This is a genomic window from Candidatus Afararchaeum irisae, assembly GCA_034190545.1.
Lineage (GTDB): Archaea > Halobacteriota > Halobacteria > Halobacteriales > Afararchaeaceae > Afararchaeum > Afararchaeum irisae.
Genome location: JAXIOF010000036.1, coordinates 62,551 through 69,451, shown reverse-complemented (window position 1 = coordinate 69,451; position 6,901 = coordinate 62,551). Strand labels below are relative to the sequence as shown.

Annotated in this window: 4 protein-coding genes and 2 pseudogenes; 1 reads left to right on the top strand and 5 read right to left on the bottom strand. The window is 57.1% G+C overall.

Annotation, left to right across the window (positions count from 1 at the left end):
• Positions 1-55: 55 nt before the first annotated feature.
• Positions 56-244: pseudogene (locus SV253_05050) on the bottom strand (hypothetical protein).
• Between the two features lie 1,680 nt (positions 245-1,924).
• On the opposite strand from SV253_05050, the pseudogene SV253_05045 reads away from it, so the two are divergent.
• Positions 1,925-3,049 (top strand): annotated as a pseudogene (locus tag SV253_05045) (3-hydroxyacyl-CoA dehydrogenase NAD-binding domain-containing protein).
• Positions 3,050-3,060: 11 nt separating this feature from the next.
• Here SV253_05045 and SV253_05040 read toward each other — a convergent pair.
• Genes SV253_05040 through trpD form a run of 4 tightly spaced genes read right to left on the bottom strand, consistent with a single transcriptional unit; the run spans position 3,061 to position 6,896 of the window.
• On the bottom strand, positions 3,061-3,654 hold the full coding sequence (locus tag SV253_05040; protein MDY6775429.1) for an aminodeoxychorismate/anthranilate synthase component II: 594 nt from the start codon (positions 3,652-3,654) through the stop codon (positions 3,061-3,063).
• Positions 3,651-5,255 (bottom strand): anthranilate synthase component I, encoded by a 1,605-nt coding sequence (trpE, locus tag SV253_05035; GenBank protein MDY6775428.1) that lies wholly within the window; start codon positions 5,253-5,255, stop codon positions 3,651-3,653. Before trpE ends, SV253_05040 begins: the two co-directional genes overlap by 4 nt.
• The gene (locus tag SV253_05030; GenBank protein MDY6775427.1) at positions 5,248-5,898 is read right to left on the bottom strand and encodes a phosphoribosylanthranilate isomerase; all 651 of its coding nucleotides are present in this window, start codon (positions 5,896-5,898) and stop codon (positions 5,248-5,250) included. Before SV253_05030 ends, trpE begins: the two co-directional genes overlap by 8 nt.
• On the bottom strand, positions 5,898-6,896 hold the full coding sequence (gene trpD, locus SV253_05025) for an anthranilate phosphoribosyltransferase (protein ID MDY6775426.1): 999 nt from the start codon (positions 6,894-6,896) through the stop codon (positions 5,898-5,900). Before trpD ends, SV253_05030 begins: the two co-directional genes overlap by 1 nt.
• Positions 6,897-6,901: the final 5 nt, after the last annotated feature.

The window sequence follows — 6,901 nt, the reverse complement described above, 5'->3', positions numbered from 1 at the left end:
CCGGCTGAGACTCCCATGGAGGAAACCCCGGCGTTCACGCCGGGGAGGATGTCATACGGTCTTCTGCTTGTTCCCGTCTGCCAGCTGCGAGACGGCGTGGAGTAGTCGAGAAGGATCCAAACTGTGGACGGTCGAGACGTCGGTTGATCGCACTCGCAAAAGGGGCATCGGGAGTGATGACGAGGTCATAGTCTTTGACTTCTGAGTAGACTTCGTCGGCGTCTTTCGCTCGGTGAATTGGCACGGGTATGTCCAAGCACACGACTCAAAAAAAGATACTGGTGCTTGTTGGACTCAGTATCAGCTACAGATTATTTGTCTTCACTCCCGTGTCGGCAGAACTAGAGTCTACTGACAAGCCATTCTTTAGCGCGGGGAGGATGTCAAGAGGTCGTAGTGAACCCATCATAAGAGAGTTCAGCGACATAGACGCGACCCTCGTACCGTACTAGCCATTTCCCCCGGTATTCGGTTTTCTGTATTGCTCGGTGGTTTTGAAAAGTCTCTAACACCGACCGAAATGCGTCGTCTTCGGTACTGTCAGCGTAATATGTGTCGTTGATCGCCTTTTCGACGATATTCTGCTCGCTCTTGGACAACCCTGACAGCGTGAAAAGGTACTTTGACCGAAGTTCGTCTGCGTATTCATCGCTGTCATTTGCGTGGATAGTCGCTGTATATTGGTAGGTGTTAACTCTCACTGTCTGTGTGTCTTGGAGAATCACAGGATAAGTTTCTTCCTGATACCGAACCGCGGTGTAATTATCTTTCAAAATCACAGAGTTGTTCCACTCAGTCGCATTGTACGTTGTCGACGTCCCTATATCAGGCCCAGGTCGATATGTGTCAGTTTTTGGCGGAAATAAATCTGACAGTACCACTTGATCACGTTTTGAGATCCGATCGTATGTGATGGTCTTACTGGGCGGTGCCGTGCCGTTGTAATCGATACCAACAGTGACTTGCGTTTCTGAGTGATGATCGATAATAGTCGAAGAAATATTGTAATACGTTCGGTTGTATACAAACGGAAGACCCGGTTCTACAGCTGGCCTAGGGCTCTCACTCGTTGCAGACCCATCCGTAATCGCTTGTTGGACAAGCAGTTGATCCTCCGTGGGTTCTTCATTCGGGATTATAACTGGCCGACTTGCTTGCTCGGCTAACTTGGAATCCGATGGTGCAGACTTCATATGGAGCGAGCCAGCGGCAGAACAACCCGCTAAGAAGACGAGGAGAAACACCCCAATATAGGCGAAACTGCGTTGTTTGACCATGACCGCTATTTCGGACGAGATTATTAAGTATTTGTGTACTTAGGGGAGATGTATCAAAACCTGTAAACTACCCCACCCTACTTTGCTCGGGCAAACCCTCGCTCGTGGAGGGATAGGGCTTTGACGTGAACTCCCGTTCTATGGCTATGAACCAACGGAGTGGCCTGTCTCCCCGTCGAAGGGGCGTCAGTACTTACACGTTCACGGTCATCGTCCCGCCATTTAGCGCAACGTTTACGGGTGTGCTACACTGAGCGGAGCTCAGTGGCATGCCAAAAATCTCCGATTTTTGAGCACGCCTCCGTCGTCCCCAGTTTGGTTGCGACGGAGTAGGAGTAAGGTATGCGACGCCGAGGCCGATCCCGAGAACTGTTCTGTTCTCAGGGACTTCGGCGTTGCTTCCCTCACTATCAGTATCTATCGTTTTATACAGTTAAATGTTTTACTACTATGTAGTGGTGGAGTTAACCGAGTCCAGAGAAAAGTGTTGGTGGAGGATGGGACGCGTTCCTCCCCTCCCTACTGTGCTGCTTGAGAGCCTGGGCTCTCTGCGCTGCTCGTTGAGGAAGGGGGCTCCGCGCTATCTTTTGCTGAATCACGCCGACCGTTCCGAAAGTTTAAAACAGATAGCAGGCGACGAATTCTACATGATAGAAGACGTAGAAACCATAGCTGTTCTCGGAGCCGGAACCATGGGACACGGAATAGCCGAGGTCGCCGCACTCGCTGGCTACGACGTCAACCTACGTGACATAAAGGAAGAGTTCGTCCAGAACGGCTACGACGCCGTTGAGGACAGCGTCGAGGGCTTAGACGATAAGGGCAAGATAGACGACGCCGACGAGGTGATGGATCGTATAACACCCCTCGTCGACATGGGTGAGGCGGTCGGAGACGCCGACTTCGTAATAGAGGCTGTCCCCGAGAAGATGGAGATAAAACAGGACGTCTGGGGAGCCACAGACGAAGAAGCACCCGACGACGCCGTCTTCGCCTCGAACACCTCGTCGCTCTCGATCACACGTCTCAGCGAGATTACCGACAGATCCGAGAGCTTCGTCGGGATGCATTTCTTCAACCCTCCCGTCATTATGGATCTCGTCGAGGTCATACGTGGAGACCACACCTCCGACGAGACGGTGGAGAAGACAGAGGCACTCGCCGAGGATCTCGGGAAGACACCCGTTAGGGTCTCGAAGGACTCGCCCGGATTCATAGTCAACCGCCTCCTCATACCCTACATCAACGAGGCGTGCTGGACTGTCGAGGAAGGCGAGGCGTCCCTCGGAGAGGTCGACGCGGTCAAGAACGACCTCGGACTCCCGATGGGTCCATTTGAGCTCTCGGATCAGATAGGCAACGACATCAACCTCGACATACTTGAGTACCTCCAGGAGGAGATAGACGACTCCTACGAGCCTTGTCCCCTTCTCGAACAGAAGGTCGAGGACGAGAAGCTCGGCAGGAAGACGGGCGAGGGATTCTACGACTACGACGAGGAGGTCGAGATCCCCGACGAGGGAGCCGACCCGCTCCGTGTTATGTGTATCGCGGTAAACGAGGGCGCGAAGCTCGTCGACAACGACGTCGCTGACCCCGAGAGAATAGACACCGCGATGAAGCTCGGCGCGGCTTTCTCCGAGGGTCCGATGGAGTACGCCGACGAACGCGGTCTCGACGAGGTCGTCGAGGAGCTAGACAGTCTCGAAGAGGAGTACGGAGCACAGAGGTACGAAGCCTCCGACCTCCTGAGACAGAAGGCAGAGAGCGGCGAGACCTTCCACTAGTCGTCTCTCGCTTTCTCTAGGAAGCTGTCTATTATCTCGTGACCGTGGGCAGTGAGTACGCTCTCGGGATGGAACTGGACGCCTTCTAAGGGCTTCTCTCGGTGGCGCATTCCCATGACTATTCCGTTCGACCTCGACTCGGCGGTAACCTCGAACTCGTCGGGGACTTGGCTGACTATCAGGGAGTGGTAACGTCCCGCTGGGAATCCCTGAGGCAGATCCGTATAGACTCCCTCGGAGTCGTGGTCGATCTCCGAAGACTTCCCGTGTACGGGCTTGGGAGCACGTCCGACCTCGCCGCCGTAAGCCTCGGCTAAGGCTTGGTGACCGAGACATACTCCGAGTATAGGCGTCTCCGAGAACTCGTGTATGATCTCTACAGTGTTTCCTATGTCACGTTCCTTCGCGGGATGTCCCGGGCCCGGCGATATGATTACCGCGTCGGGGTCGATCTCTTCGACCTCCTCGACCGTGACGGTGTTCTTCTCGACTAAGACGTCGCTCTCGTCGTAGTCATCGAGTACTACCGAGACGTAGTCGACGAGGTTCCACGTGAACGAGTCGAAGTTGTCTACTAGGAGGACTCTCATCTCTCCACCTCCTGTGTTTCGGTCTTATCTCGGCTCCCAGACACCGACAGGTCGTCGAGTGCGGTGAGGAGGGCGTCCATCTTGCCCTCGGTCTCGTCGTACTCGCTCTCGGGGTCGGAGTCGGCGACTATACCCGCGCCTGCCTGTACTGTCATCGTCTTCGTGTCTTTCTCGCTCTCCTCGAAGGTCGCCGTACGTATCGCTATCGCGAGGTCGGCGTCTCCTGTCCACGAGTAGTATCCGACACCTCCTCCGTAGACGTCTCTCGGAGAAGTCTCCAGTCTATCGATTATCTCCATCGCACGTATCTTCGGAGCCCCCGACAGCGTCCCCGCGGGGAAGATCGACCTCGTGGCGTCGAAGGCGTCCTTCTCGTCACGTAGATCGCCCGCGACCGTCGACTCTATGTGCTGGACATGGGAGTACTGGACTACGCTCATGAACTCCTCTACGTCTATGCTTCCCGACTCGGAGACACGTCTGACATCGTTCCTTCCGAGGTCGACGAGCATGACGTGTTCGGATAGCTCCTTCTCGTCGGAGAGCATCTCACCCGCGAGCCTCCTGTCCTCGACGGCTGTCTCGCCTCTCGGACACGTTCCTGCTATCGGATTCGTCTTGACACGGTCGCCGTGGACACTCAGGAGGGTCTCAGGACTCGATCCCACGACCCCTCTTCCGTCGAACTCGACGAGGTACATATACGGAGACGGATTTATCTCGCGGAGCTTAGAGTAGAAGTCACGTATGTCGCCCCTCACGTCGATCTCGCGCCGACGTGACACGACAGCCTGGTAGATGTCGCCGTCGAGTATATGTTCACGTGTCTCCTCGACCGCCTCTTCGAAGACGTCCCTGTCGCCCGAACGTGAGTCGAGTACCTCGAATCCCTGAGGAGAACGCGGCTCGTAACTCTCGATCTCCTCCACAGCCTCGCGTGCCTTCTCCGCCTCACGTCTGTAACTCTGTCGCGGCGAGTCGGTGTCGAGAGGTAGAGGTGTGAAGACTATCGAGACCTGATCCTCGGCGTGGTCGAAGACGACGTTGTGTGTCGAGACGACGAACTCGGCGTCGGGTGTCGACGACTCCTTGTCACGTCCGTCTATCCAGACTTCGTCTACGACGTCGTAGGCGAGGTACCCCATCAGACCGCCCTCGAAAGCCTGTCTATCGTCGCCGTCGAAGCCCGCAGTCTCGATGTCGGGAGCGACCGCCCTTAGCGCGTCCAAGGAATCGTGACCCTCCTTCACCTCGCCGTCTTCGACTACGTCGGTGTCAGGAGTTATCGGATCGGAGACGTCAGACAGACTCTCGACCTCTACCGACCTGCCGTCTATACGTACGACAGCGACGGGGTCAAACCCCACGAACGAGTACCTCGCCCCCGTGTCGGCTCCGGCGTTGTCGTCGGAGACCTGTCTCAGAGCTGATATGTTCTTGTCGGCGCTTTCGAGGAGGAAAGAGTAGTCGCCCCTCAGGGCGGAGTAGACCTCCAAGGGCTTCGCGTCGGTCTCGACCTCCGCCGACAGCTTCACGACGTCGGCGCCTGACTCGATCCTCTCGACGTACTCGTCCTCAGAGACGTCGAAGAACTCAGACACGTGTCTCCACCTCCGTCTGACTCCGTGACTCGGCGACGAATCTCTCGACGAGCTGGGCGTCCTTACCGCCGTCCGACGACTCGACTCCCGAGGCGACGTCGACTGCGTAGGGCTCGACGGCTTCGACTGCCTCCTTGACGTTGCCGGGTCTGAGACCGCCGGCTAGGACTACGGGGACGTCGACCTCACGTACGACCTCCGAGGTTCTCGACCAGTCGTGCGTCTCTCCGGTTCCCCCCGCGCCGTCTTCGTCTGTCGAGTCCACTATCAGAGCGTCGGCTGTCTCGGAGTACTTCGTCGCGTGGTCGGGATTCGGCTCCACCCTCTTGACGACACCTGCGTCTGTCTCTCGGCTCAGGTACTCGACTTCGTCGGGCTCTAAGTGGCTGTGTACCTGTAGGACGTCGGCTCCCGACGACTCGGCTAACTCGACTGCTTCGTCGGCGGTGTCAGGCATCACGACAGCGACGGTGGTCACGAAGGGCGGCGTCTCTGAGACGAGGTGGGAGACCTCCTCGACAGAGAGGTTACGCGGCGTATCGACGGGAACCTGAGTGATAAATCCGACTGCGTCGGCTCCCGATCTTACGACCTTTCCGAGACCGTCGGAGTCGGTCACTCCACAGATCTTGACACGTACCATTACTGGATCTCCGAGAAGTCGTGGAGCTTTTCGAGGGGCTTTCCTTCGTCGACCCTATTCTCGGCTATCTCGACACCCTCCTCGAACGATTCCGCGACTCCAGCGACATAGAGTGCCGCACCCGAGTTGGCTAAGACTATGTCGCGTTTCGCACCGTCCTCCTCTCCCGAGAAGATACGTCTTAGGTCACGTGCGTTCTCCTCTGGATCGCCTCCCGCGACCTTGTCTATCGGAGCCCTTTCGAGTCCCATATCCTCGGGGGTGAGCGTGTACTCCTCGACGTCGTCGCCGTGGGTCTCTGCTACGGTCGTCTCGCCGTGGAGACAGATCTCGTCGAGTCCCGAGCCATGGACGACTACCGCGTCCTCGACCTCCATCAGGCTCAGGACGCGCGCAATCTTCTCGACGAGATCCTCGTCGTAGACACCCACGACCTGTGCGTCTGCCCCCGCAGGATTCGTGAGAGGACCGAGTATGTTGAAGACCGTCCTCATCCCGAGCTCCTTCCTGGGTCCTATCACACGTCCCATCGCGGGATGGAAGACGGGTGCGAGCATGAATCCTATGCCGACCTCCTCTATCGACCTCTCGACCTCATCGGGATCGGCTTCTATCTCGACACCGAGTTCGTCGAAGACATCCGCACTTCCGCTGTTCGACGAGACAGAGTAGTTACCGTGTTTGGCGACTGCGACACCCGCCGACGCCGCTACTACTGACGTCGCCGTAGAGACATTTATAGTGTCGTAGTCGTCGCCCCCGGTTCCGCACGTGTCTATCAGGGGCTCGGCGTCGGGCGATATAGTCTCGGCAGCGTCCCTCATCCCCATCGCGAAGCCCGCTATCTCCTCCTCTGTCTCGCCCTTCGCTCTGAGTCCCGCTAAGAGTGCTCCGATCTGTGCGTCGGTCGCGTCCTCGAAGACTGCGTCGGCGGCTTCCTTAGCCTCCTCTAAGCTCAGATCCTCGCCGTCGACCGTCTTCTCTATGTATTCCTCCATGTATG

Excerpts from the sequence above, each read along its gene's own strand:
- SV253_05040 (MDY6775429.1), bottom strand. The coding sequence starts at position 3,654 with ATGAGAGTCCTCCTAGTAGACAACTTCGACTCGTTCACGTGGAACCTC.
- SV253_05030 (MDY6775427.1), bottom strand. The coding sequence starts at position 5,898 with ATGGTACGTGTCAAGATCTGTGGAGTGACCGACTCCGACGGTCTCGGA.
- trpD (MDY6775426.1), bottom strand. The coding sequence starts at position 6,896 with ATGGAGGAATACATAGAGAAGACGGTCGACGGCGAGGATCTGAGCTTA.